The organism is Geodermatophilus sp. URMC 61, from assembly GCF_052931555.1.
Genome location: NZ_JBRFHZ010000002.1, coordinates 504,797 through 528,814, shown reverse-complemented (window position 1 = coordinate 528,814; position 24,018 = coordinate 504,797). Strand labels below are relative to the sequence as shown.

Here is a 24,018-nt window from a genome sequence, read left to right as displayed (position 1 = left end):
CTAACCTCCGCTCCGCGCCACCGTCCACTCCCTCCCGGACACGGCAGCGGCGCCGTCCCCCCGGGGGGACGGCGCCGCTGCCGTGTCCGGTGTCAGTCGTCCTTGCTGCCGCGGTGGCCCCACCAGCCGCCCCACGGCCGGTCGTCGCTGGTCGAGTTGACCCACTCGGTGACCTCTTGCTGCAGGTCGGCCAGCCGCTGGTCGGCCTGATCCTGGGTGAGCCGGCCCGCCTGGACGGCCTCGGCGACGCGCTCCCGCACGTCCGCGGCGAGCGCGTCGACGACCGTCTGCGCGTCGACACCCCGGTCCTGTGCGACCTTCGCCAGCGACGCCCCGTCGGCCTGGAGCGCGGTCCGCAGGTCGTCCTCGGTCATGCCCAGCGCCTCGGCGGCGGTCTCGAGGCCGTGCCAGCCGCCGTGGTGGCCGTGCCACCCGAGGTCGGCCTGGCCGAGCGTGGTAGCCACCTCGTCGGCCTGCTCCTGGCTGATCGACCCGTCCTGGACCAGGCCGGAGAGCGCGTCCTTGATCCGGTCCACGACGGACGACGACGTGCTGCCCGTCTCGTCGGTCTCGGCCAGTGCGGGAACGGCCACGGCCAGCCCGGTCAGCGTCAGGGCTCCGGCTGCGGCGGCGACGACCAGCTTCTTGCGCACGGCATCTCCTCGATCAGCGACCGGTGTGTCCGGCCGTCGGGATCAGCCTCGACCGGGAACCTGTGACGGAGCTGTCAGCGGCCCGTGGCGTCGCTGGAGACCGCGACGGACGACGTCCCGCCGGGGCCGCCGGTCTCGGCCACCAGCGCCTCGAGGGTGGCCCGGGCGCCGCGCTCGTACAGCGAGCGCAGCGTCGCCAGGTACGGCGCGGTGAAGCGCTCGTCGTCCACCAGGTCGCCGAACAGCTCGCGGTCGGCGATGAACGCCAGGGGGTCCTCCCGCTGGCGGAGGGCGGTGACCATGAGCGTGTCCCGCCTCCGGTCAGCGATCTCGATCGGCTGCCCCTGCTCGTCCACGCCCTCGGAGTACCGCGCCCAGCCGGCGACGACCGCGGCCGACCGGCGGACCTCGCCACCGGCGGCGAGGTTGTCCCGGACGACCGGGAGCAGCCACTTCGTCAGCCGCTCGGAGCCGTCGAAGGCCAGCCGCGCGAGGGTGTCCCGGATGTGGGGGTTGGAGAAGCGGGCGATCAGCTCCTTCCGGTAGGCGTCGAGGTCGATCCCGGGGACCGGCCGGAGGGTGGGCGTCGCCTCCCGCTCCATGTAGCCGAGCAGGAACGACTGGAAGAGCGGGTCCTGGGCGGTGTCGTGGACCAGCCGGTACCCGGCGAGCCGGCCGAGGTAGGCCAGGCCCTGGTGGCTGGCGTTGAGCAGCCGCAGCTTCATCCGCTCGTAGGGGTCCACGTCCTCGACGACCTGGACGCCGGCGTCCTCCAGCGGCGGGCGCCCGAGGCCGAAGCGGTCCTCGAGGACCCACTGGGTGAAGGGTTCGCAGACCACCGGCCACCGGTCCTCGACGCCGAACCGCCGGGCGACCTCGGCCCGGTCCTCGTCCGTGGTCGCGGGGGTGATCCGGTCGACCATGGAGTTCGGGAACGGCACCTCCCGCTCCACCCAGGCGCCCAGCTCCGGGTCCCGCAGCCGGGCGAAGGCGGCGAAGCTGCGCCGGGCGACGTCGCCGTTGTGCTGGATGTTGTCGCAGGAGACCACGGTGAAGGGGGCCAGGCCGCGGTCGCGCCGGCGCACCAGTGCCTCGGTGACCAGCCCGAAGGACGTCCGCAGCGCAGCGCCGGGCCGGAGGTCGGCGACGACGTCGGGATGGGTCGCGTCGAACTCGCCGGTGACCGCGGCGATGTTGTAGCCGCCCTCGGTGACCGTCAGGGAGACGATCCGCGTGGTCTCCGCCGCCATCTTCTCCACCACGGCGTCCGGGTCGTCGGGCGCGAGGAGGTACTCGACGATCGAGCCCACCACCCGCGGCTCGAAGGTGCCGTCGGCGTGCTTGACGACCAGTGTGTAGAGGCAGTCCTGGGCGGCCATGGTGTCGGCCATCCCCCGGTCGGAGGGCAGCACCCCGACGCCGCAGATCGCCCAGTCCTGGGCCTGCCCCTGCTCGAGGAGCCGGTCGACGTACATCGCCTGGTGCGACCGGTGGAAGGCGCCCACGCCCAGGTGCACGATGCCGGCCCGCAGCCGCGACCGGTCGTAGGTGGGCACGGGCAGGGAACCGGCCAGCGAGGGCAGGGACCGGGTGTCGAGCTGCTGCATCGCGAGGACTCCTGCGGTCAGACCGGCAGCCGACGGCCGGTCGACGGTGAGAAGAGGTGCTCCTTGCCGGGCTGGATGCGCAGGTGGACCCGCTGGCCCTTCGCCGGCGGCTGGGCGGGGTCGACCCGCGCCACGATGTTCTCGCCGAGGGGGCCCGAGGCCTCACGGAGCTCCGGCAGCGTGCCGTGCAGGAACGCGTCGGAGCCGAGCTCCTCCACGACGCCGACGTCCACGGGGAAGGCGCCGGGCTCCTGCTCCGTGGTGAGGTCGAGGGCCTCCGGACGGAAACCGACGACGACGCGGTCGGCCCCCTCGGCAGAGAGCGCACCGAGGGCCGTGGTGGTCAGCGGCAGGCGCGCCCTCCCGAGCACGGCGTGCCCGTCGTCCAGCCGGAACTCCGCGATGTTCATCCCGGGGGAACCGATGAACCCGGCGACGAAGACGTTGGCCGGCTCCTGGTAGAGCCGCAGCGGGGTGTCGCACTGTTCCAGGAGGCCGGCCCGGAGCACCGCCACGCGGTCCCCCATGGTCATGGCCTCGACCTGGTCGTGGGTGACGTAGACGGTCGTGGTGCCGAGCCGGCGCTGCAGCGCGGCGATCTGGGTGCGGGTCTGCACGCGCAGCTTGGCGTCCAGGTTGGACAGCGGCTCGTCCATGAGGAACACCTGCGGCGAGCGCACGATCGCCCGGCCCATGGCGACGCGCTGTCGCTGCCCACCGGAGAGGGCCTTCGGCTTGCGGTCGAGGAAGCTCTCGAGGTCGAGGATCTTCGCCGCCTCCCGGACCCGCTGGGCGATCTCGTCCTTGCCGACACCGGCGATCTTCAGCGCGAAGCCCATGTTGTCCCCGACCGTCATGTGCGGGTAGAGCGCGTAGCTCTGGAAGACCATCGCGATGTCGCGGTCCTTGGACTTGAGGTGGGTGACGTCGCGGTCACCGATGAGGATGCTCCCGCGGTCGACGTCCTCCAGGCCGGCGAGCATCCGGAGGCTGGTGGACTTGCCGCAGCCCGACGGGCCGACGAGGACGAGGAACTCACCGTCGGCGATCTGGAGGTCGAGCGAATCCACCGCGGGCTTCTCGGCACCGGGGTAGATGCGGCTCGCCCGGTCGTAGGTGACGGAGGCCATCGGGTTCTCTCCTTCTCGGAGGGGGCTGGAGGGACGGGCGTCAGAGCTGGGGGTGGACGACGACCTTGACCGCCTGTGGGTCGCGGCGGCCGGCCGTCAGCGCGTCCTCGGCCTGGTCCAGGCGGTAGGTGCCGGTGACCAGGCGGTCGAGGTCGATCCGTCCGGCCGCGACCAGCGCGATCGCCGTCGGCCAGGTCCCGGCGTAGCGGAAGGTGCCGGTGATCTCGAGCTCGCGCTCCTGCACCACCGACAGCGGCAGGGCCAGCTCGTCGCCGCCCATGCCGACGAGCACCGCCCGGCCCGCCCGGTCGAGGGCGCGGATGGCCTCCCCGGTTGCCGCCGGGTGACCGGAGCACTCCAGCAGCACCTCGGGCGGGCGCGGCAGGTCCGTGACGCGGGCGGTCCGGGCGTCGACGACGTCGGTGGCACCGAGGTCACGGGCGAGGGACAGCCGCGCGGGGTTGACGTCGGACACCACGACCTCGGTGGCGCCGAAGGCCAGCGCGGCCTGGACGCCGACCAGCCCTATCGGTCCGGCCCCGGTGACCAGCACCCGGGACCCGGCACCCACCCGGCCCTTGCGGCAGGCCCAGATGCCGACCGACAGGGGCTCCATCAGCGCGGCGGCATCGTCGCTGATCGTGTCGGGGACCGGGTGGGCGAAGGCTCCGTGGACGACGACGTACTCGGCGAAGGCCCCGTCGATCGGCGGGGTCGCGAAGAACCGCATCGCCGGACAGAGGTTGTAGCGCCCGGCCAGGCACTGCGGGCAGGTCAGGTCCGGGACGCCCGGCTCGACCGACACCCGCTGGCCGACGGTCAGCGCGGTGGCACCGGGGCCGAGTGCGGCCACCTCGCCCGCCGCCTCGTGACCCAGCACGAGCGGGGACTCGACGACGAACCGACCGATGCGCCCGTGGTCGTAGTAGTGCGTGTCCGACCCGCAGACCCCGACCGAGGCGACGCGGACCACCACCTCGCCGGGTCCCGGCTGCGGGACGGGCCGCTCCTCGACCACCACGTCGCCGGGCCCGCGCAGGACCGCGGCCCGCATGGTGGCCGCCGAACGGAGGTCCTCGGTCCCCGGGACCGTCCCGGTCGCCGCGCTCACTTGACCGCTCCCAGCGACAGCCCCTGCACCAGCTTGTCCTGGGCGGCGAAGCCGGCGACGAGCACCGGGAGTGACACCACGAACGAGGCCGCGCAGACCTGGGCGAGGAACAGCCCCTGGCTGGTCACGAAGCCGGTCAGGTACACCGGCGCGGTCCCGGCCACAGTGCCCGTCAGGGTCCGGGCCAGCAGCAGCTCGTTCCAGCTGAAGATGAAGCAGATCAGCGAGGTCGCGGCGATGCCCGGCAGGACGATGGGCGCCACGACCTGCCGGAGGGTCAGCAGGAGCCCCGCGCCGTCCATCGACGCCGCTTCGAGGATCTCGACCGGGACCTCGGCGAGGAACGAGCGCATCATCCACACCGCGATCGGCAGGTTCATGGCCGTGTACAGCACGATCAGCAGCCAGATGTTGTCCAGCAGGCCGCTCCACTGGGCGAACAGGTAGATGGGCAGCAGCCCGGCCACGATCGGCAGCATCCGGGTGGAGAGGAAGAAGAACATGACGTCGGTCCACTTGCGGACCGGCTTGATCGACAGCGCGTAGGCGGCCGGGATGGCCAGCACCAGCACGATGATCGTGGAGACGACGCTGGCCGTCAGGGAGTTGAGCAGCGACGGCCAGGGACTCGTGCCGGTGCCCACGCCGAAGAAGGACTGGTAGCCCTCCGTGGTCAGCGGGGCGAAGACCGATGGTGGGTTGGTGGCGGCGTCCTCCTCACTGTGGAACGACGTGAGCACCATCCACAGCACGGGAACGACGAAGAGGAAGCCGATCAGCCAAGCGGCCACCCCCAGCAGGGCCCCGGACCGCGGCTTGCGCGGCCGGCGGGGCTCGCCCTCGGGCGTGCGGGTGGCGGGGACCGGTGCGACGTCGGTGACGGAGCTCATCGCGCGTTCTCCTCCTGGAACAGCGTTGACACCGTCCGCAGCGCCAGCGTGGCGATGACGATCGTGCCGATGACGACCACGACGCCGGCGGCGGACGCCCGGCCGTAGTCGTGGGCCTGGTAGAAGGTCTGGTAGATCACGTACGGCAGGTTCGCCGTGCCGAGCCCGCCCGAGGTGATCGTGAAGACCGCGTCGAAGTTCTGCACGATGTAGATCGACCCCAGCAGCCCGCCCAGCTCCAGGTAGCGGCGCAGGTGCGGGAAGGTCATGTAGCGGAAGATCTGCCAGCTGCTCGCGCCGTCGATGCGCGCCGCCTCGATGACGTCCAGCGGCCGGCTCTGCAGCCCCGCCAGCAGGATCAGCATCATGAACGGCGTCCACTGCCAGATGAGGGCGACCTCGACCGAGACCAGTGGCGCCATGGTGATCCAGTCCGGCTGCGGCGCATTGTCGGAGCCGAACAGCCGCCAGATCGCGGTGAGCGTGCCGTTGAGCAGGCCGTACTCGGGGTTGAACAGCGCGTGCTTCCACAGCAGCGCCGCGGCGACCGGGACGATGAGGAACGGCGTGATCATCATGGTGCGCACCGCGCTGCGGCCGCGGAACTGCCGGTCCAGCAGCAGCGCGATGACCATCCCCAGCAGCAGGCTCACCAGGACGACGACCGCGGTGAGGATGACCGTGGTGAGGATGGCCTGGCGCATGTTGACGTCGGTCAGCACGCTCGCGTAGTTGCCGAACCCGGCGAAGCCGCGCTCGTCGGGGTAGTAGGCGTTCCAGTCCATGAACGAGACGATCAGCGTGACCACGAACGGCAGCTGGGTCACCACGATGGTGAAGATCAGGGCCGGTAGCAGTGGTGCGCGCCGAGCCCAGTCGGCGGACCGGCGGAGCGCTCCCCCCGGCGACGGCGTGGGCGGCGCCGGAGGCGGTGGGGGCGGTTGCTGACCGCGCCCGCGGCTGGTCTCGAGAGTCGTGCTCATCCCGCTGCCTTCCCCTGGTGTCGTGCTGCCGGCTCGGTCACTTCGACTCCCGCTCCCGGTAGCGCTCGGCCACGTCCTCGGCGAGCTGCTGTCCCCGCTGGAGCGCCTCGTCCACCGTCGTCCGGCCGGCGATAGCGGAGCTGACGTCCTGGGACACCTGGGTGGCCAGGTCCGGGAACTCCGGGATGCCGATGAACTGGATCCCCGGCGCCGGACGGGGCTGCACGCCCGGGTCGTTGGGGTCGGCGGCCTGGATGGCCGCCAGCGTGGGCGCGGCGAACGCCGACGCCTCGGCCAGGTAGTCCGGGTTCTCGTACGTCGACGCCCGCTTGCCCGCAGGGACCTTGGACCAGCCGAGCTCCTCGCCCACGAGCTGCTCGTACTCCGCGCTGGAGGCCCAGGAGATGAACTCCCAGGCGGCGTCCTTCTTGGCGCTCGCCTGCTGGATGCTCCAGGACCAGGCGTACAGCCAGCCCGAGCTGTCGGTCTCGACCACGGGGGCGGCGACGTAGCCGATCTTGCCCTTCACCGGGGAGTCGGCGGCCTCGAGGGACCCGGCGGCCGAGGTCGCGTCGTACCACATCGCGGCGTTGCCTTGGATGAGGTTGTTGAGGCACTCGGTGAAGCCGGCCTGCGGGGCACCGACCTCGCCGTGCTCGCGGACCAGGTCGACGTAGAACTGGGTGGCCTCGCGGAACTCCGGGCTGTCGACGCCGGGCTGCCAGTCCTCGGTGAACCAGGTGCCCCCGAAAGTGTTGACCACCGTGGTGAGCGGTGCGAACAGCTGGCCCCAGCCGGGCTGGCCGCGCAGGCAGATCCCGGCCATCCCCGGCTCGGCGCCGTCGACCTGCGCGGCGATGTCCGCGACCTGCTGCCAGGTGGGGTTGGCCGGCATCTCGATACCGGCGGCCTCCAGGACGTCGGTGCGGTACATGAGGAAGGACGACTCGCCGTAGAACGGCTCGCCGTAGAGCCGCCCGTCGTCCCCGGACAGGGACGCGGTCATGGGGGCCAGGATGTCGTCCTGGTCGAACTCGGCGTCGGCGGCGACGTAGTCGTCCAGCGGGGCGATCCACTCGCTTCGGGCATAGATGGGGATCTCGAAGTTGCTCAGCGTCGCGACGTCATACTGCCCGGCCTGACTGGAGAACTCCTGACTGATCTTGTCCCGGACGTCGTTCTCGGGCAGGACCGTGTAGTTCACCGTGATACCGGTCTCGGCGGTGAAGTGCTCGGCGGTCAGCTGTTGCAGGTCGACCATCTGCGGGTTGTTGACCATCAGCACGTTGATGGTGTCCTCCCCACCGGCAGCGGGACCCCCGCCCCAGCCGGCGCACCCGCCGACGCCCACGGCCAGTGCGGTCGCCGTCGCGGCGGCGAGTGCCGGTCGCACGTGTCTGTGCACGATGCAGTCCTCCCTGAGGCCGACCACCGGGCGCTCATATGAGCGAAAAAGGTCTCAGATGTGTGTGAGGTGAGTCTCATGCTGGCACCCGAGTCCGTCAAGAGCTGTGTCATAGTGAGCAGCGGAACGCTCATCTGAGCAGAGGTGACACATGGCAGAGGTGGACGACGGCCCGGCCCGGGTCGTCCTCACGGCATCGGTCGCGCGGCGGTACTACCTCGACGGCCGGTCGAAGGTCGAGATCGCCGAGGAGTTCGGCCTCAGCCGCTTCAAGGTCGCCCGGCTGCTCGACGCGGCGCGCGCGAGCGGACTGGTGCGCATCGAGATCCGCCACCAGGGCGAGATCGACGTGGACCTGTCGGCGCGGCTGCAGGACCGGTTCGGGCTGCAGCACTCGGTCGTCGTCGACACTCCCGACGACGACGCCGACTCCCTCCGCGGTCACCTCGGGCGGGCGGCGGCCCGACTGCTCGCGGAGATCATCACGCCGCAGGACGTGCTGGGTCTCGCCTGGGCCCGGGCGGTGAGCGCGATGGCCCGGGCGCTGCCGCCGCTACCGGGGACGCCGGTCGTCCAGCTCACCGGAGCGCTCTCGATCCCGGGTGGCCCCGACACCTCGGTGGACGTCGTCCGGGAGGTGGCCAGCGCGTCCGGCGGCGCGGCGCACGTGTTCTACGCGCCGTTCACGGTCCCCGATGCGGCCACCGCACGGGCGCTGCGGGGGCAGCCCGAGGTGGCGCGCGCCTTCGCCCAGCTGCCCCTCGTGACGAAGGCCGTGGCCGGGGTCGGGCTGTGGGAGCCCGGCCAGTCCACCCTGCACGACGCCCTGTCCGAGGACGACCGCGCGGCACTCCACCGGCTCGGGGTCTGCGCCGACGTGTCGGGGGTGTTCCTCTCGGCCGACGGCGAGCCGATCAGGACGGAACTGTCCGAACGCATGATCGGCATCACCGCCGAGCAGATGCGGGCCATCCCCGAGGTGATCGTCATCCCCTACGGCGAGGGGAAGGGCTCCGCTGTCCGCGCCGCGCTCCGCAGCGGTCTGGTGGGTGGCATCGTGACCCACACGGCCCTGGCCCACGCCGCCCTGGAGCGGTGAGCGTCGGCGCCGACCGGCCGCCGACGACCTGAGGGAGGCCGATGCCCAGGGAAAGCGAACCCGAGGTCCTCCTCCACGGCGGCACCGCCAACCGCGGCCAGGTCGTCCGCGTCGGCGACACCGTCCGCCGGCCGCAGCGCGCCACGAGTCCGGCCACCCACGCCCTGCTGTGCCACCTGGCGGACGTCGGGTTCGCCGGCGCGCCCCGGTTCCTCGGCGTGGACGAGCACGGGCGCGAGGTCCTCTCGTACGTGCCGGGCACGGCCATCACCCCGCCCTATCCCGCGTGGGCCCTCACCGACGACGCGCTCGTGAGCGTCGCCCAGTTGCTCCGCGACTACCACCGCGCGGTGAGCACCTTCGACCAGACGGCCCACACCTGGCCGCCCTCACCGCCGGCGCCCTTCGCCGGCGGGCTGGTCAGCCACAACGACGTGAACCTGGACAACGTCGTCTTCCGCGGCGGGCGTGCCGTCGCGCTGATCGACTTCGACCTCGCCAGCCCCGGCTCCCGGATCTGGGACGTCGCCTGCGCGGCGCGGCTGTGGGCACCGCTGCGGCCCGACACCGACATCGTCGACACCCGGCGCGGACGGGCGGTCGAGCGGTTCCGGCTCCTCGTCGACAGCTACGGCCTCGACCGCGGCGAGCGGGAGGCCGTCGTCCGGGCGGTTCTGCGCAACCACGACTGGTGCTACGACGTCGTCGGCACCGCGGCCGCGAACGGCCACGCCGCGTTCTCTGAGTACCTGGTCGGCGGGGCGCAGGACCGGGCCGAGCGGGCCCGCCGGTGGTACGCCGACAACGCCGACCGGCTGCGGGAGGCACTCCTCTGACAGCCCCCCGGGCGGGATGAGCAGGCGTCCCCGTGTCCACAAGGTGCTCGCGGCCCGTGCACGGGCGCGTCGTCCCGGTGCCCGCCCCGGACAGCAGCGTGGGTCCCGACCCGACACCTTGAGGAAGGAGCGCTCCGTGTCCCACTCCCCCGACGCCCTCCCCGGCCCGGCCGCGGCCGGACTGTCCCGCCGCCGACTGCTGCAGGGCGCGGCCGTCCTCGGTGCCGGGATCGGCCTGGGTGCCCTCGGCGGGTCGGCACCCGTGGCGTTCGGCACGCCGGGGCTGGTGCGGTCCCGGCCCGAGGTGCGCTGGGGCGTGCAGAGCGGCGACGTCACCGGGTGCTCGGCGGTGGTGTGGTCCAAGACCGACCGCCCGGCCCGGATGCTGGTGGAGGTCGCGGCGACGGCCGACTTCCGCCGTCCCCGCGGACGGTGGCGGGTGGACGTGGGACCGGACACCGACCACACCGGGAAGGTGCGCCTCGCCGGCCTGCCGTCCGGCACGGAGCTGTTCTACCGGGTGCACTTCGACGGGGACGGGCAGCGCAGCGAGCCGGTGGTCGGCCGGCTGCGCACGGCGCCGTGCGACCGCCGGGACGTCACCCTCGCCTGGTCCGGGGACGTCGCCGGGCAGGGCTGGGGCATCAACCCCGACAGCGGCGGCATGACCGGGTTCGAGGCGGTCCGCCGTCTGCAGCCGGACTTCTTCGTCCACTCCGGCGACAACGTCTACGCCGACGGGCCGCTGCAGGAGCGGGTCGCGCTGCCCGACGGCCGGGTGTGGCGCAACCTCGTCACGCCGGAGAAGAGCAAGGTCGCCGAGACGCTCGACGAGTACCGGGGGCAGTACCGCTACAACCTGCTCGACGCCAACGTGCGCGGACTGGCCGCCGAGGTGCCGCTGCTGGTCCAGTGGGACGACCACGAGGTCACCGACAACTGGTACCCCGGCGAGGTCCTCACCGACGAGCGGTACACCGTGACGGACGTCGACACCCTCGCCGCCCGCGCGCGCCGGGCCTTCCGCGAGTACACCCCGATCGGTGGCGCCCGGGTGCAGCGCGTGCTGCCGTACGGGCCGCTCGTGGACGTCGTCGCCCTCGACCTGCGCACCCACCGAGGCCCGAACACCGACAACCTGGCCGCGGAGGGGCCGGGCACCCGGATCCTCGGCGAGGACCAGCTGGCCCGGGTCGGCCGGCAGCTGCGGACGTCGCGGGCGCTGTGGAAGGTGGTCGCCTCCGACATGCCCATCGGGCTGGTCGTGCCCGACGGGGAGGTCGCCCAGGAGGGCATCGCCAACCGCGACCCCGGCCGGCCCGCGGGCCGCGAGCTGGAGCTCGCCCGGCTGCTGTCGGACCTCAAGCGGCACGGCGTCCGCAACGTCGTCTGGCTGACCGCCGACGTCCACTACACCGCCGCGCACCACTACTCCCCCGACCGCGCCGCCTTCGACGACTTCGACCCCTTCTGGGAGTTCGTGTCCGGACCGCTGCACGCCGGCACGTTCGGCCCCACCGAGCTCGACGGCACCTTCGGCCCCCGGGTGGTCTTCTCGCGGACCGGGGCGCGGGCGGGCGAGGAGCCCAACGACTCCTCGCAGTTCCTCGGGCACGTCCGCATCGACGGCGACAGCGGCGTGATGACCGTGCAGCTGCGGGACGTCGGCGGCCGGGTGCTGCACCGCACCGACCTGACGCCGTCCTGAGTGCCTGCTCCTGCGCGTCCCGCCGCGCTGGTCACCGAGGTCGCCGCCGAGGAGGGGGTCCGACCGCAGGTCCTGGCCGCGCGCATCGACCGGAGCTGACGGGCCCTCACGGTCAGACGAGGAAGCGGTAGGCCGTCGTCCCCGGAGCGACGTGCTGGATGCGCAGAGGGCTGGCCTCGATCCGGGCCATCAGCGTCGCGAAGTCCGCCGCGCTGCCGAGCTCGATGCCGGTGAGCGCGGCGCCGGTCTCGCGGTTGTCGCGCTTGACGTACTCGAACAGCACGATGTCGTCGTCGGGGCCGAGCACCTCGTCGAGGAAGCGCCGCAGCGCGCCGGGCTCCTGCGGGAACTCGATGAGGAAGTAGTGCTTGAGGCCGCGGTGCACCAGCGAGCGCTCCACCACCTCGCCGTAGCGGCTGACGTCGTTGTTGCCGCCCGACAGCAGGCAGACCACCGTCTGCCCCGGCTCGACCGGCACCAGCCCGCCGGTCAGCGCGGCGGTCGCCAGCGCCCCGGCGGGCTCGGCGATGACGCCGTCCACCTGGTAGAGGTCCAGCATCTCGGTGCAGATCTGGCCCTCGGGCACGGCGACCAGCTCCGCACCCGAGTCGCGCACGAGCGGGAACGTCACCGCGCCGACCCGGCGGACGGCCGCGCCGTCGACGAACGTGTCCAGCTGCGGCAGCTCCACCGGCTCCCCGGCCGCCAGCGCCGCGGCCATGCTCGCCGCCCCGGCCGGCTCGACACCGATGATGCGGGTGCCGGGGCTGTGCTGCCGCAGCCACGTCGCGCAGCCGGCCAGCAGGCCACCGCCGCCGACGGGGAGGACGACGACGTCCGGCGGGGCGGGCAGCTGCTCGAGGACCTCCAGGGCCACGGTCCCCTGCCCGACCACGGTGGTGAGGGCGTCGAAGGCGGGAACCAGCGTCGCGCCGGTGTCCCGCGCGTGGGCCAGCGCGGCGGCCGCGGCCTCGTCGTAGGTGTCGCCGGTGACCACCAGGTCGACCATCTCCCCGCCGAGCGCCGCGATGCGGTCGCGCTTCTGCCGCGGCGTCGTCCCCGGGACGACGACCGCGCCGCGCACCCCCAGCGCCCGGCAGGCGTAGGCGACGCCCTGCCCGTGGTTGCCGGCGCTGGCGCACACGACGCCGGCGGCCTGCCGGGCGGCGTCGAGCTGGCTGATCGTGTTGTAGGCGCCGCGGATCTTGTAGGACCGGCCGACCTGCAGGTCCTCGCGCTTGACCCAGATGTCGGCCCCGGTCGCCTGCGACAGCCGCGCGTTGCGCTGCAGCGGCGTCCGCTCGACCACCCCGGCCAGCCGGCGGGCGGCCGCCTCCACCTCGGCGCCCAGGCGCCCCGCCGTCCCGGCACGTGCGACGTCGACGGTGTTCTCCACGCCACCATCCTCCGCGACGGACGACCGACCACGCCCGGGTCCCCGCGGCACCGGAGGCCGGTCACCACCGGTCGACGCACACTGGGGCGGTGAGCCCGGAGACGCCCGACAGCCCCGCGAGCCGGCGCGGCGTCGTCCGCCTGCTGAACACCACCGGGGGGCGGCTGCTCTGCCTGGCCGGCGCGGTCGACGCCGCCGCCGTCGACGCGTTCTGGCGGCGCTACGGCCGCGAGCCGGCGCGCATCGACCGCATCGACGCCCGCTCGGTGACCGCGCTGTCCGAGCCCGGCGTGCGGCTGCTGCTCGACCACGTCGAGGCCGCCGAGCTCGCCGGCCGCCCCGTGGAGCTGCGCCCCTCCCCCGCGGTGACGAGCGTGCTCACCGGGCCGGGCGGTCCCGAGCGACGGTGAGTGGAGTCGCTACACCACGGGTACCCCGGCGGCCATGAGCGGGAAGTCGGCGGAGGACTACGCGGCGGACTACACGGACCCGGAGCTGCGTGCCCGGCTCAAGGAGGAGATCAAGGCGGGCGACCGCGGCGGGCAGCCGGGGCAGTGGAGCGCCCGCAAGAGCCAGCTGCTCGCGCACGAGTACGAGGCGCACGGCGGCGGCTACCGGCACGAGGGCGAGCGCACCGAGTCCCAGGAGCACCTGCGGGAGTGGACCGAGCAGGAGTGGCACACCGCGGACGGCGGCGACCGCGCCCGCGGCGCCGACGGGACCCGGCGCTACCTGCCCGACGCCGCCTGGCAACTGCTCAGCGACGACGAGAGGGAGGCCACCGACCGGCGGAAGCGGAGCGGCGACGCGCAGCACGTGGCCGACACCGACGCGGCCAGGGAGGCCCGCAAGGCCGCCGAGCTCCTCGACGTCGACGCGGCCGAGGCGCGCAGGCGCGTGTCGGCGATGAGCGGCGACTCCCAGCTCGACCGCGCCGAGCGGGCCGAACGCGAGCTGGGCAAGGGCCGCAAGACGGTGCTCGACGCGATCGAGCGCCGGCGCGATCGCGCCTAGCCCAGCCGCCCCTCCGCGGCGTCCCAGGCGGCGCCCGAGCCCGGCGTCGGCAGGTAGAGCTGCGCGTCTTGGGTCTGCCGCAGCAGCGCGCGCAGCTCCGGCAGCCCGCCGGAGAGCACGCCCAGCCCGCGGGCCTGGACCAGGACGTTGCCCAGCGCGGCGGCCTCCACCGGCCCGGCGAGGACCGGCAGCCCGCAGGCGTCCGCGGTGAGCCGGCAGAGCAGGGTGTTCCGCGCTCCCCCGCCGACCAGGTGCACCACCTCGATCTCGCGCCCGGACAGCTCGGCCGCCCGGCGGACGGTCCTGCGGTAGGCCAGCGCGAGGCTGTCGAGGATGCAGCGCACGGTCTCGGCCGGCGTGCGCGGCACGGGCTGCCCGGTCTCCGCGCAGGCCTGTGCGATCCGCGCCGGCATGTCGCCGGGCGGCAGGAAGTGCGGGTCGTCGGGATCGACCAGCGCCGTGAAGGCCGGCACCCCGGCCGCGGCGGTGAGCAGGTCGGGCAGGTCGGCCAGCACCCCCTGCGCCGTCCAGGTGCGCTGCGACTCCTGCAGCAGCCACAGTCCCATGACGTTGCGCAGGTACCGGACCGTGCCGTCCACGCCCAGTTCGTTGGTGAACCCGGCGGCCCGGCTGGCCTCGGTGAGCACCGGCTTCTCCAGCTCCACGCCGACCAGCGACCAGGTGCCGCAGGAGACGTAGGCGAACCTCTCGGTCGCCGCCGGGACACCGACGACGGCCGAGGCGGTGTCGTGCGACCCGACGGCGACGACCGGCACCGGCCCGGTGAGCCCGGTCTCGGCCAGGACGTCGGCGGTCAGCTCACCCAGCCGCTCGCCCGGCTGCCGCAGCGGCGGGAACAGGCCGCGGTCGAACCAGAGCCGGTCGACCAGCTCCCACGACCACTCCCGGGTCGTCGCGTCCAGCAGCCCGGTGGTCGAGGCGTTGGTGACCTCCGCGCCGACCGCGCCGGTGAGCCAGTGCGCCAGCAGGTCGGGGACCATGAGCGCCGTCCGGGCCGCGGTCATCCGGGCGCTGCCGCGGGCGGCAGCCAGCTGGAAGACCGTGTTGAACGGCAGGTGTTGGAGGCCGTTGACCCGGTACAGCTCCTCGGGTGGGACGACGGCGTGCACCCCCGGCACCCCCGTCTCGTGCCGGGCGTCCCGGTAGTGCACCGGGTTGCCCAGCAGCGCACCGTCGGCGTCGAGCAGGCCGACGTCGACCGCCCAACTGTCGATCCCGATCCCGTCGACCCGTCCCACGTCGCGGCCGGTGGCACGCAGCCCGTCGAGGACGCCCGCGTACAGGCCCAGGACGTCCCACTGCAGGATGCCGCCGGCCCGCACCGGCCGGTTGGGGAACCGGTGCACCTCGGTGAGGTCGAGCCGGTCCGGGCCGACCCGCGCGGCCATCACCCGGCCGCTGGACGCGCCCAGATCGACGGCCGCGAGGGTCAGCTCCTCGCTCATGGCTCGACTCCGGCTCGCTCCGCTCCTCGCTCGTTCCTCGCTGCGATGCTCACTCGCTCGTCGTGTTCGTACGTCATCGCAGGAATGCCGCCGCGACGCCGGAGTCGACCGGGACGTGCAGGCCGGTCGTCCGGGTGAGGTCGCCGCCGGTCAGCGCGAAGACGGCGTCGGCCACGTGGTCGGGCAGCACCTCGCGCTTGAGCAGGGTCCGCTGGGCGTAGAACTCCCCCAGCTTCTCCTCCGGGACGCCGTAGACCGCGGCGCGGGAGGCGCCCCAGCCGCCGGCGAAGATGCCCGAGCCGCGGACGACGCCGTCGGGGTTGATGCCGTTGACCCGGATCTGGTGGGGGCCGAGCTCGGCGGCCAGCAGGCGCACCTGGTGGGCCTGGTCGGCCTTGGTGGCGCCGTAGGCGATGTTGTTCGGCCCGGCGAACAGCGAGTTCTTGCTGGAGATGTAGACGATGTCCCCGCCCATCCCCTGCTCGATCATGATCCGGGCCGCCTCGCGGGAGACGAGGAAGCTGCCCTTGGCCATGACGTCGTGCTGCAGGTCCCAGTCGCGCTCGGTGGTCTCCAGCAGCGGCTTGGAGATCGACAGCCCGGCGTTGTTGACCACCAGGTCCACCCCGCCGAAGGCCAGCACCGCCGACCGGAACGCCTCGGCCACCGCGTCGGCGTCGGACACGTCGGCGGCCACCCCCACCGCGACGTCGGTGCCGCCGATCTCGGCCGCGGCGTCGGCCGCCTTCTGCAGGTCGAGGTCGGCGGCGACGACGCAGGCCCCCTCGGCCGCCAGGCGGTGCGCGATGGCCTTGCCGATGCCGCTCGCTGCGCCGGTGACCAGGGCGACGCGGGTGGCCAGCGGCTTGGGCCTCGGCATCCGCTGGAGCTTGGCCTCCTCCAGCGCCCAGTACTCGATGCGGAACTTCTCGCGCTCGTCGATCGGCGCGTAGGTGGAGACCGCCTCGGCGCCGCGCATCACGTTGATCGCGTTGACGTAGAACTCGCCGGCCACCCGGGCGGTCTGCTTGTTCGCGCCGAAGCTGAACATGCCGACGCCCGGCACCAGCACGATCGCCGGGTCGGCGCCGCGCATGGGCGGGCTGTCCGGGGTCGCGTGCCGCGAGTAGTAGGCGGCGTACTCGGCGCGGTACTCCTCGTGCAGTTCGCGCAGCCGCGCGACGACGTCCTCCAGCGGTGCCGTGGCCGGCAGGTCGACGACCAGCGGGCGCACCTTGGTGCGCAGGAAGTGGTCCGGACACGAGGTGCCCAGTGCCGCCAGGGGCCGCAGCTTCTCCCGCGACAGGAACTCCAGGACCACGTCGGAGTCGGTGAAGTGCCCGACCTGCGGCCGGTCCGTGCTGGCCAGCCCGCGAACCACCGGGGCGAGTGCGGCGGCCCTGCGGCGGCGCTCGGCCTCGGGCAGCGCCTCGAAGCCGGGGACGACGGCGCCGAAGGGCTCGGCCGTGCCGCGCTCGGCGAGGAACCGCTCCGCCGTCCGGATGATCTCCAGGCTGTTGGCCTCGCACTGCTCGCCGGTCTCGCCCCACGCGGTGATCCCGTGGCCCCCGAGGATGCAGCCGATGGCCTGCGGGTTCTTCTCCTTGATCTCGGCGATGTCCAGGCCGAGCTGGAAGCCGGGACGGCGCCACGGCACCCAGACGACGCTGTCGCCGAAGCACTCGCGGGTCAGCGCCTCACCGTCCGCGGCGGTGGCCAGCGCGATGCCGGAGTCGGGGTGCAGGTGGTCCACGTGCGCGGCCTCGACCAGCCCGTGCATCGCGGTGTCGATGGACGGCGCCGCGCCGCCCCGGCCGTGCAGGCAGAAGTCGAAGGCGGCGACCATCTCGTCCTCGCGCTCGACGCCCGGGTAGACGTCGACCAGCGAGCGCAGGCGGTCCAGCCGCAGGACGGCGAGGCCTGACTCGGTCAGGGTGCCCAGGTCGCCGCCGGAGCCCTTGACCCAGACCAGCTCGACCGGCTGCCCGGTCACCGGGTCTGTCTCGGTGCCCTTGGCGGAGGTGTTGCCGCCGGCGTAGTTGGTGTTGCGCGGATCGGCGCCCAGCCGGTTGGAGCGGGCGAGCAGGTCACTGACCACGGAATTGGTCATGATGTCTGGTCCTTCCGAGGCTGTCGTGAGTCGCGCGGCCCTGCTGCAGGGGCCCGCCGCGAGCGGAGCGAGTGGGGGCAGCAGGGTCCTTCTTCAGGCGCCCCAGCCGGCCTGCTGGCCGCCGACGCGCTCGCGGGCGATGCGCTCCTGGTGGCCGGAGCGGGCGTAGGCGGCGTACGGGTCGGGGGCCAGGCCCTTCGACGCGCGCAGCTCGGCCAGCAGGGGGCGGACGTCGGTGGAGTAGGCGTCCATCAGCACGCCGTGGGCGCCGAGCACGTCACCGGCGAGCTGCGCCTCGCGCAGCGCGGCGCGGTCGACCAGCAGCGCCTTGGCCGTGGCCTCCTGGACGTTCATCACCGAGCGGATCTGGCCGGGGATCTTGGGCTCGATGTTGTGGCACTGGTCGAGCATGAAGTTGACGCCCGACTCGGGACGGTGGGCGTCCTGGGCGACGATCTCGTTCATGATCCGGAACAGCTGGAAGGGGTCGGCCGAGCCGACGATGAGGTCGTCGTCGGCGTAGTTGCGCGAGTTGAAGTCGAACGCGCCCAGCCGGCCCACCCGCAGGAGCTGCATGACGATGAACTCGATGTTGGTGCCCGGCGCGTGGTGGCCGGTGTCGAGCACGACGGTCGCCTGCTCGCCCAGGGCCAGGCAGTGCACCAGCGAGGTGCCCCAGTCGGGGATGTCCATCGCGTAGAAGTAGGGCTCGAAGAACTTGTACTCGAGCAGGATCCGGTGCTGCGGGTCGAGCATCGCGTAGACCTGCTGCAGGGAGTCGGCGAGCCGGTCCTGGCGGGCGCGCAGGTCGTCCTGGCCCGGGTAGTTGGTGCCGTCGGGCAGCCAGATCTTCAGGTCGGTCGAGCCGGTCTGGCGCATGACCTCGATGCACTGCGCGTGGTGCTCGACGGCCCGGCGGCGGATCGCGGGGTCGGCGGAGGTCAGCGAGCCGAGCTTGTACTCGTCGTCCTGGAACAGGTTGGAGTTGATCGCCCCGATCGAGACGCCCAGGTCGGCGGCGTGCGCGGCGAGCTTGCCGTAGTCGTCGACCAGGTCCCACGGGATGTGCAGCGACACCCGCGGGGCGGCACCGGTGTAGCGGTGCACCTGGGCGGCGTCCTCGAGCTTCTCGAACGGGTCGCGGGCGACGCCGGGCTGGCCGAACACCTTGAACCGGGTGCCGGAGTTGCCGAACGCCCAGGAGGGCAGCTCGATGGTCTGCTCGGCCAGCGCGGCGAGGGCGCGGGTGCGGTGCTCGGTCACGGTCGGGCTCCTGTGGGTGCGGTCGCTTCTCCCGCCGCCCTGAGCTGGGCGTCGAGGTCGAAGACGAGGTCGAGCGTGGACTTGCCGCGGCCGTCGCCGGTCGCGAAGAACGGGGCCATCTCCGCCTCCCAGCGGGCGCTCACCTCGGTGGCGTCCACGGCCGCCTGCGCGGCGGCGAGGTCGTCGGTCTCCACGACGCCGACGAGCAGGCCGTCCTCGCGCAGGAAGAGCTGGTAGTCGTGCCAGCCGGCGTCGCGCAGCGCGCAGAGCATCTCCGGCCAGACGGTGGCGTGGCGTTCCCGGTACTCGGCCAGCCGGTCGGGCCGGACCTGGAGGGTGAAGCAGACGCGGGGCACGGGGTGCCGGTCCTCTCGGGTGGGTCCCCTGCCGCTGCCGGTGCCGGCGGCGGCAGGGGGACGACGTCAGAAGTCGAAGTCGTCGATGTTCTCGGCGTTGAAGACGGTCGGGTCACCGAGGACGACGACGCCGTCGGCCCCGACGGTGAACTGGCCCAGCTCACCGGCCTCGAAGGTCTCCCCCTCGGCGCCGGTGATCTGGCCCGCGGCGAGCGCGGCGCCGGCGTAGGCGGCCAGGTAGCCCAGGTCCTCGGGGTTCCAGAGCGCGAAGGACTGCACCGTGCCGTCCTTGACGTACTCGCGCATCTGGTTGGGCGTCCCCAGGCCGGTCAGCGCCACCTGGCCCTTGAACTCCGAGCCGGACAGGTAGCGGGCCGCGGCGGCGATGCCGACGGTGGTCGGCGAGATGATCCCGGCGAGGTCGGGGTACGTCTGCAGCAGACCCTGGGTCTCCTGGAAGGACTTCTCGTCCTCGTCGTCGCCGTAGACGGTGGCCACGAACTCGATGTCGGGGTACTTCGAGGAGGCGTACTCCTGCATCTCCGCGATCCAGGTGTTCTGGTTCGTGGCGTTCGCCGTCGCCGACAGGATCGCCACCTGGCCGGCGCCGCCGATCTGCTCGGCGATGAGGTCGACCTGGGTCTGGGCGATGCCCTCCGTGGTCGCCTGGTTGATGAAGACGTCGCGGCACTCCGGGTCGGTGTCGGAGTCGAAGGTGACCACGCTCGAGCCGGCCGTCCGCGCCTGGTCCAGGGCGCTGCAGATGGCGTTCGGGTCGTTGGCGGAGGTCAGGATGACGTCGGTGCCCTGCTGGCTGAGCGTGTTGATGTAGCTCACCTGGGACGAGGCGCTGGCCTCCGAGGGACCGGTCTCGGTGTACTGGCCGTTGAACTCGCCGGTCGCGGCCTCGGCGCCGGCGGAGGCCACCGAGAAGTACGGGTTGTTGACCTGCTTGGGCAGGAAGCCCACCGCCAGGTCGGCGGGGATCTCGGCGTCCGGGTTTGCGCTGGCGGCCGCGCCGCCGCCGTCGGAGGTGGTCTCCTCCTCCCCGCGGGTGGTGCCACCGCACGCGGCGGTGGTGAGCACCATGGCGGCCACGGCGACCCCGGTCACCGCGCCCTGCAGGCGGCGGCGGGTCAGGAAGCTGGTCATCGGTTCCCTCTCTGGTCAGCCGGCACCTGGGGAGCCGGGTCGGTCGATGGGCGCGGGTCCGGGGCTGGACGCGCGGGTGGTGCGCTCGGGGGGCCGCCGGGCCGGGCGCGGGTCCGACCACGGACCCATCCGGCGACCTGCGGAGCGACGACGGCGACGACGAGCAGTCCGCCGGTGACGATGTTCAGGACGTCGGCGGGCACGTTCTCCAACTGCAGCGCGTTGCGCACCGAGCCCAGCAGCAGGGCGCCGGCGAGGACGCCGAGCAGCCCGCCGCGGCCGCCGAAGATCGACACCCCGCCCAGCAGGATCGCCGCGATGACCTGCAGCTCCAGGCCCTGGGCGTTGTCGGCGCGGGCGCTGCCGTACCGCAGGGTCCAGTAGACGCCGCCCAGCGCGCTGACCACGCCGGTGACGACGAACAGCCAGGCCTTGGTACGGGCGACGTCGATGCCGCTGAAGCGGGCGGCGTCCTCGCTGTTGCCCATGGCGTACAGCGACCGGCCGATCGGGGTCGCGTGCAGCACGACCGCGGTGACGAGGACGAGGACCAGCAGCGGGACGACCACCACCGGGATGCCGGTGCCGCCGATGCTGCTGATCGCCCAGGTGGTCCAGGACCGCGGGAAGTCCGCGACCGCCCGGTCACCGAGGACGACGAAGGCCAGCCCGCGGTAGAGGGCCAGGGTGCCGATGGTGACCGCGAGCGAGGGCAGCCCCAGCCGGGTCACCAGGAAGCCGTTGACCGCGCCGAGCACCGCGCCCAGCAGCAGGCACAGCGGGATGATCGTCTCCAGCGGCAGCCCGGCGAACCACAGCTGACCCATGACCGCGCTGGACAGGCCCACCGTGCTGGCCACCGACAGGTCGATCTCGCCGGTGACGATGACGAGGGTCAGCGGCAGCGCGATCAGCACGATGACCACGACGTCCAGCAGCAGGAAGCCGGTGTTGCGGGCCGAGGCGAAGCCGTCGACGGTGAGCGCCGCGACGATCAGGAACAGCACCAGCACGCCGGTGATCACCGCGTCGCCGCTGCCGAGCAGGCGCAGCCGGGACCCCGTCCCCGGCCGCTGCGCCGACGCCTGACCGGCCGGGGTGGCGGGGGTGGTGTCAACTGCCACGGAGGTTCCTCCCTCGGAGGCGGCGGGCCAGCCGCAGGGACAGCGACCGGTCGAGCACGATGGCGGCGAGGATCAGCGCGCCGACGGCGGCCTCCCGCCAGAACGGGTTGAGCCCCAGCTGTGGCAGCGCCGCGCCGATGGTGGTGAGCAGCAGCGCACCCAGCGCCGCGCCGTAGACCGAGCCGCTGCCGCCGAAGATCGCCACGCCACCGACGACGGCGGCCGCGACGACGAAGAGCTCCTGGCCGGTGCCGGCGGTGGCATCCAGGGTCTGGAAGCGGGCGGCGTACATGACCCCGGCCAGCCCGGCCAGCGCGCCGCTGACCACGAAGGCGGCCAGCACGCGCCGGCCGACCGGGATGCCCGACAGCCGGGCCGCCTCCGGGTCGCTGCCGATGCCGTAGAGCTCCCGGCCGCTGCGGTAGGTGCGCAGGTGGTACCCGACCGCCACGACCACGAGGACGGCGACGAGGAACAGCACCGGGACGCCGAGGACCCGTGCGCCGGCGATGGCCTTGAACCCCGAGGGGAGGTCGGCGGCGTTGATCTGCAGCCGGCCGCTCTGGCTCGCCCACAGCGAGTCCAGCCCGCGGATGGCGTACAGCGTCCCCAGCGTGACCACCAGCGACGGCACCTTGGCCACCGCGACGATCACCCCGTTGAGCAGGCCGCACAGCGCGCCGACCGCGATGCCGGCGAGGACGGCCAGCACCACCGGTGTCCCGGGGGCGGCGACCAGCAGGGTGCCGGTCGCGTAGGCCGACAGCCCCAGCGTCGAGCCGACCGAGAGGTCGACGTTGCGGGTGATGATCACGACCGTCTGCCCCGCTGCCAGGACCGTGAGGATGGACGCCGAGATCAGCAGGTCGCGCAGGTTCTGCGCCGAGAGGAAGCGCGGGTTGGCGGCCACCGTGACGACCACGAGCAGCAGCAGCGCGGCGAGGATGCCCAGCTCGCGGACGACGACCAGCCGGTGCACCAGGGCGGCGCCGCGACCGGCGCGCTCGGCTGCCGGCGCGGTGGGAGGGGCGGGCACGGTCGTGCTCGCTTCGCTCGCACGTGCTGCTGTGTCCATGCGTGAGCTCGCACGCTCGCTCACGGCGCCACCGCCGTCCGGCCGCCCTGCCCGGTGGCCGCGAGCATGACGCTGTCCTCGTCGGCGCGGGCACGGGGGATGTCGTCGACGAGGCGGCCCTCGTGCATGACGAGGACGCGGTCGGCCATGCCGAGCACCTCCGGCAGTTCGCTGGAGACCATGACGACGGCCAGGCCGTCGGCGGCGAGCTGGGAGAGCAGCCGGTGCACCTCCGCCTTGGTGCCGACGTCGATGCCGCGGGTCGGCTCGTCGACGATCAGCACCTTGGGGTCGGTCGACAGCCACTTGGCGAGCACGACCTTCTGTTGGTTGCCGCCGGAGAGCGTGGACACCGGGTCGGCCAGCTTGCCTGCCTTGACCTGCAGCTTCCTCGACCACTCGGCGGCCGTGGCGCGCTCCGCGCGGGACGAGAGCAGGCCGCCCCTCGCCAGTTGCCAGCGCCGGGTCAGCGTGGCGTTGCGCTCGACCGAGAGCTCCATGACCAGGCCCTGCTGGCGACGGTCCTCGGGCACCAGGGCGATGCCGGCAGCCATCGCGGCGGCGGGTCGACCGGGACGCAGCGGGCGGCCGGCCACCTCCACACTGCCCTCGTCGTAGGGATCGACGCCGAAGACCGCGCGGACCACCTCGCTGCGGCCGGCGCCGACCAGGCCGGCCAGCGCGACGATCTCGCCGGCGCGGACGTCGAAGGAGACGTCGGAGAAGACGCCCCGGCGGGTCAGCCCGCGGACCGACAGGACCACCTCCCCGGGCTCGACGTCGATCTTCGGGAACAGCGAGGAGACGTCCCTGCCGACCATGCGGCGGACCACCTGGTCGACGGTGAGCTCGGCCGTCGGGTCGGTGGACACCCACTGGCCGTCGCGCATGACGGTGATCCGGTCGCAGAGGTCGAAGACCTCCTCGAACCGGTGCGAGATGAACAGCACGGCGGCGCCGCCGTCCCGCAGCGAGCGGGCGACGGTGAACAGCCGTTCGACCTCGACGCCGGAGAGCGCCGCGGTCGGCTCGTCCATGACCAGCACGCGGGCGTCGAAGGACAGCGCCTTGGCGATCTCGACCATCTGCTGGTCGGCGATGGAGAGCCCGCGCGCGGGGCGCTCGGGGTCCAGCCGGACCCCGAGCCGCTCGAACAGTGCCGCGCAGCGGGCGTGCAGCTCCCTGCGGTCGATCCGCCGTCCGGAACTCAGCGGCTGGCGCCCCATGAAGATGTTCTCCGCGACCGAGAGGTCGGGGAACAGCGTCGGCTCCTGGTAGATGACCGCGATGCCGGCTGCGCGGGCCGCGGCCGGGCTGTCCAGGTGCACGGGCCGCCCGTCGAGGAGCACGCGGCCGCTGTCCGGGCCGTGCACGCCGGCCAGGACCTTCACCAGCGTCGACTTGCCGGCCCCGTTCTCGCCGACCAGCGCGTGGGCCTCCCCCGCACGCAGCTCCAGGTGCGCACTGCGCAGGGCAGCGACCGCGCCGAAGGACTTGCTCACGTCGTCGAGGGCGAGCACGACCGCTCCCGGCGCGGGGATCCGCGGCGTCTGGTCCATGTGGACCACCTTCCGTGAAACGATTCACAGGCAATGTGGCGCAGACCATACGGAGGGGGCCGGAGTGTGTCAACGACCACG

The 24,018-nt window shown here is 73.2% G+C and carries 21 protein-coding genes; 5 read left to right on the top strand and 16 right to left on the bottom strand.

The features are described 5' to 3' along the window. Positions 1 to 92: 92 nt before the first annotated feature. The 7 genes from ACU610_RS02475 to ACU610_RS02445 form a co-directional block, all read right to left on the bottom strand. The gene (locus ACU610_RS02475) at positions 93 to 653 is read right to left on the bottom strand and encodes a hypothetical protein (RefSeq protein WP_446766137.1); all 561 of its coding nucleotides are present in this window, start codon (positions 651 to 653) and stop codon (positions 93 to 95) included. Between the two features lie 74 nt (positions 654 to 727). After that, the gene (locus ACU610_RS02470) at positions 728 to 2,260 is read right to left on the bottom strand and encodes a mannitol dehydrogenase family protein (RefSeq protein ID WP_446766136.1); all 1,533 of its coding nucleotides are present in this window, start codon (positions 2,258 to 2,260) and stop codon (positions 728 to 730) included. Positions 2,261 to 2,277: 17 nt separating this feature from the next. Beyond that, positions 2,278 to 3,390, bottom strand: coding sequence for an ABC transporter ATP-binding protein (locus ACU610_RS02465; protein ID WP_446766135.1), 1,113 nt, complete (start codon positions 3,388 to 3,390; stop codon positions 2,278 to 2,280). A gap of 40 nt (positions 3,391 to 3,430) precedes the next feature. Further along, positions 3,431 to 4,501, bottom strand: a complete 1,071-nt coding sequence (locus tag ACU610_RS02460) for an NAD(P)-dependent alcohol dehydrogenase (RefSeq protein WP_446766134.1) — start codon at positions 4,499 to 4,501, stop codon at positions 3,431 to 3,433. After that, entirely contained in the window at positions 4,498 to 5,391 is an 894-nt protein-coding gene (locus ACU610_RS02455) for a carbohydrate ABC transporter permease (protein WP_446766133.1), read from the bottom strand. Before ACU610_RS02455 ends, ACU610_RS02460 begins: the two co-directional genes overlap by 4 nt. Further along, positions 5,388 to 6,221, bottom strand: a complete 834-nt coding sequence (locus ACU610_RS02450; RefSeq protein ID WP_446766132.1) for a carbohydrate ABC transporter permease — start codon at positions 6,219 to 6,221, stop codon at positions 5,388 to 5,390. The genes ACU610_RS02455 and ACU610_RS02450 overlap by 4 nt, the downstream gene beginning before the upstream one ends. Before the next feature lie 190 nt (positions 6,222 to 6,411). After that, a complete protein-coding gene (locus ACU610_RS02445) occupies positions 6,412 to 7,779 on the bottom strand; it encodes an ABC transporter substrate-binding protein (protein WP_446766131.1) in 1,368 nt (455 codons plus the stop codon). Between the two features lie 151 nt (positions 7,780 to 7,930). On the opposite strand from ACU610_RS02445, the gene ACU610_RS02440 reads away from it, so the two are divergent. From ACU610_RS02440 to ACU610_RS02430, 3 genes are all read left to right on the top strand, one after another. Continuing rightward, on the top strand, positions 7,931 to 8,878 hold the full coding sequence (locus tag ACU610_RS02440) for a sugar-binding transcriptional regulator (RefSeq protein WP_446766130.1): 948 nt from the start codon (positions 7,931 to 7,933) through the stop codon (positions 8,876 to 8,878). Between the two features lie 41 nt (positions 8,879 to 8,919). After that, on the top strand, positions 8,920 to 9,714 hold the full coding sequence (locus ACU610_RS02435; RefSeq protein WP_446766129.1) for a phosphotransferase: 795 nt from the start codon (positions 8,920 to 8,922) through the stop codon (positions 9,712 to 9,714). 136 nt (positions 9,715 to 9,850) lie between these two features. Further along, complete coding sequence (locus ACU610_RS02430) at positions 9,851 to 11,422, top strand: alkaline phosphatase D family protein (protein WP_446766128.1); 1,572 nt, start codon at positions 9,851 to 9,853, stop codon at positions 11,420 to 11,422. Between the two features lie 112 nt (positions 11,423 to 11,534). On the opposite strand, the gene ilvA is transcribed toward ACU610_RS02430, so the two are convergent. Beyond that, entirely contained in the window at positions 11,535 to 12,818 is a 1,284-nt protein-coding gene (gene ilvA, locus ACU610_RS02425) for a threonine ammonia-lyase IlvA (RefSeq protein WP_446766127.1), read from the bottom strand. An 89-nt stretch (positions 12,819 to 12,907) separates the two neighbouring features. Here ilvA and ACU610_RS02420 point away from each other — a divergent pair, with 89 nt between their 5' ends. Continuing rightward, entirely contained in the window at positions 12,908 to 13,228 is a 321-nt protein-coding gene (locus ACU610_RS02420) for a hypothetical protein (protein WP_446766126.1), read from the top strand. A 34-nt stretch (positions 13,229 to 13,262) separates the two neighbouring features. Then, on the top strand, positions 13,263 to 13,832 hold the full coding sequence (locus tag ACU610_RS02415) for a hypothetical protein (protein WP_446766125.1): 570 nt from the start codon (positions 13,263 to 13,265) through the stop codon (positions 13,830 to 13,832). On the opposite strand, the gene ACU610_RS02410 is transcribed toward ACU610_RS02415, so the two are convergent. From ACU610_RS02410 to ACU610_RS02375, 8 genes are all read right to left on the bottom strand, one after another. Further along, on the bottom strand, positions 13,829 to 15,298 hold the full coding sequence (locus tag ACU610_RS02410; RefSeq protein WP_446766124.1) for a rhamnulokinase: 1,470 nt from the start codon (positions 15,296 to 15,298) through the stop codon (positions 13,829 to 13,831). The two genes, ACU610_RS02415 and ACU610_RS02410, sit on opposite strands and share 4 nt — an antisense overlap. Positions 15,299 to 15,371: 73 nt before the next feature. Next, positions 15,372 to 17,408: a bifunctional aldolase/short-chain dehydrogenase gene (locus tag ACU610_RS02405; RefSeq protein ID WP_446766123.1), complete on the bottom strand. Its 2,037-nt coding sequence runs from the start codon at positions 17,406 to 17,408 to the stop codon at positions 15,372 to 15,374. A gap of 93 nt (positions 17,409 to 17,501) precedes the next feature. Then, positions 17,502 to 18,671, bottom strand: a complete 1,170-nt coding sequence (gene rhaI, locus ACU610_RS02400; protein WP_446766122.1) for an L-rhamnose isomerase — start codon at positions 18,669 to 18,671, stop codon at positions 17,502 to 17,504. Continuing rightward, the gene (locus ACU610_RS02395; protein WP_446766121.1) at positions 18,668 to 19,027 is read right to left on the bottom strand and encodes an L-rhamnose mutarotase; all 360 of its coding nucleotides are present in this window, start codon (positions 19,025 to 19,027) and stop codon (positions 18,668 to 18,670) included. Before ACU610_RS02395 ends, rhaI begins: the two co-directional genes overlap by 4 nt. A gap of 66 nt (positions 19,028 to 19,093) precedes the next feature. Further along, the gene (rhaS, locus tag ACU610_RS02390; protein ID WP_446766120.1) at positions 19,094 to 20,179 is read right to left on the bottom strand and encodes a rhamnose ABC transporter substrate-binding protein; all 1,086 of its coding nucleotides are present in this window, start codon (positions 20,177 to 20,179) and stop codon (positions 19,094 to 19,096) included. Then, a complete protein-coding gene (locus tag ACU610_RS02385) occupies positions 20,176 to 21,303 on the bottom strand; it encodes an ABC transporter permease (RefSeq protein WP_446766119.1) in 1,128 nt (375 codons plus the stop codon). Before ACU610_RS02385 ends, rhaS begins: the two co-directional genes overlap by 4 nt. Then, a complete protein-coding gene (locus tag ACU610_RS02380; protein ID WP_446766118.1) occupies positions 21,293 to 22,339 on the bottom strand; it encodes an ABC transporter permease in 1,047 nt (348 codons plus the stop codon). The genes ACU610_RS02385 and ACU610_RS02380 overlap by 11 nt, the downstream gene beginning before the upstream one ends. A 59-nt stretch (positions 22,340 to 22,398) precedes the next feature. Continuing rightward, positions 22,399 to 23,937: a sugar ABC transporter ATP-binding protein gene (locus ACU610_RS02375; protein WP_446766117.1), complete on the bottom strand. Its 1,539-nt coding sequence runs from the start codon at positions 23,935 to 23,937 to the stop codon at positions 22,399 to 22,401. Positions 23,938 to 24,018 lie beyond the last annotated feature (81 nt).